This window comes from Streptosporangium sp. NPDC051022 (assembly GCF_040683035.1).
Taxonomy (GTDB): Bacteria; Actinomycetota; Actinomycetes; order Streptosporangiales; family Streptosporangiaceae; genus Streptosporangium.
In genome coordinates this window covers 1-1,415 of record NZ_JBFBCF010000091.1, presented here as the reverse complement: position 1 = coordinate 1,415, position 1,415 = coordinate 1, and the positions used below count along the sequence as shown (strand labels likewise).

1 protein-coding gene is annotated in these 1,415 nt (G+C 69.6%); it reads left to right on the top strand.

The genetic code is table 11. The features are described from left to right. Positions 1-59 precede the first annotated feature (59 nt). The gene (locus AB0N02_RS47325) at positions 60-1,295 is read left to right on the top strand and encodes an IS701 family transposase (RefSeq protein WP_363961765.1); all 1,236 of its coding nucleotides are present in this window, start codon (positions 60-62) and stop codon (positions 1,293-1,295) included. Positions 1,296-1,415 lie beyond the last annotated feature (120 nt).

The following is a 1,415-nucleotide window of genomic DNA, read 5'->3' as shown; positions in this document are numbered from 1 at the left end:
TAGTAGGGCTTGGTTACCTTGGGTGGTGAGGGTGTGTCTCCCGTTCGGGGGTGACAGGGATGACACCACAAGAACTCGAGGCCGCACGCGAGCGGCTGGAAACCTTCGCCGCCGAGGTGTTCGACTGTTTCGGCCGGGCTGATCGGCGGCGGTGGGGGCAATGGTATGTGCGCGGGCTGCTGACCAACGGGGCGCGCAAGTCGATGGAGCCGATGGCGGCCCGGCTGGGGGTGGACCGCCAGGGGTTGCAGCAGTTTCTCACCGATGCCCCGTGGGCGCATCAGCTGGTGCTGGCCGAGCTGGCCTGGCGGATGGAGGCGGCGATCGTCCCGGTGGCGTGGGTGATCGATGATGTGTCCTTTGTCAAGGACGGCGATGAGTCGCCGGGGGTGGCGCCGCAGTACTGCGGGGCGCTGGGCAAGACCGCCAACTGCCAGGTCGCTCCCAGCGTGCATCTGGTCACCGATACCGCCTCCTGCCCGGTGAACTGGCGCCTGTTCGTGCCGGAGCAGTGGGATCCGGCCGCGCCGGGAACCGGGGACGCCCAGGCGGTCAGGGCGCGGCGGTGCCGGGCCAGGATCCCTGAGGACGTCGGGCATGTGGTCAAGTGGCGGCTGGCCGTCGACATGCTCGATGAGCTGGAAAGCTGGGGGCTGCGCCCTCCGCTGGTCGTCACCGATGAGGGCTATGGCCAAGACGGCGCCTTCCGCCTGGCTTTGGCCGAGCGGGACATCCCGTATGTGGTGGGGGTGCGTTCCGATATCGCGCTGCTGGGTGCCGGGGCTTGTCGCACCGCCCCGCCCTGGAGCGGGACCGGGCGGCGGCCGGTGCCGCGTTACCGGGACAAGCCGTGCTCGGCCCGGCAGGTCGTGATGGCCGCCGGGCGGCGCGCGCTGCATACGGTGACGTGGCGGGCCGGGTCCAAGGGGGCGCTGCGTTCCCGGTTCGTCGCGCTGCGGGTGCGGCCCGCGGGCCGGACGATCCGCCGCGCCTGCGCCGGTGGGGACTTGCCGGAGTGCTGGCTTTTGGCCGAATGGCCGGCCCGGCAGCCCGAGCCGGCCAAGTACTGGCTGTCTACCCTGCCTGGCGACATCTCGCTGCGGGACCTGGTGAGAATGGCGAAGATCCGCTGGCGGGTCGAGCACGACTACCGTGAGCTGAAGACCGGGCTGGGCCTGGACCACTTCGAGGGCCGTACCTGGAGCGGCTGGCATCACCATGTCACGCTGGTCTCGGTCGCTCACGCGTTTTGCACTCTGGAACGGCTCAACCCAAAAGCGCCGGCCGTGGCTTGAGTACCTATCAGGTCATCGCCGGGTTACAGCTGATCCTGGCCTGCTGGGCCGGGATCTGCCCCACCTGCCGCCGCGCGTTACCCAGACACGCCCAATCTGTCCCCACCTAACCAAGCCCTA

Bases quoted from the DNA above. Each gene is read 5' to 3' on its own strand.
- AB0N02_RS47325 (WP_363961765.1), top strand. From the start codon at position 60: ATGACACCACAAGAACTCGAGGCCGCACGCGAGCGGCTGGAAACCTTC.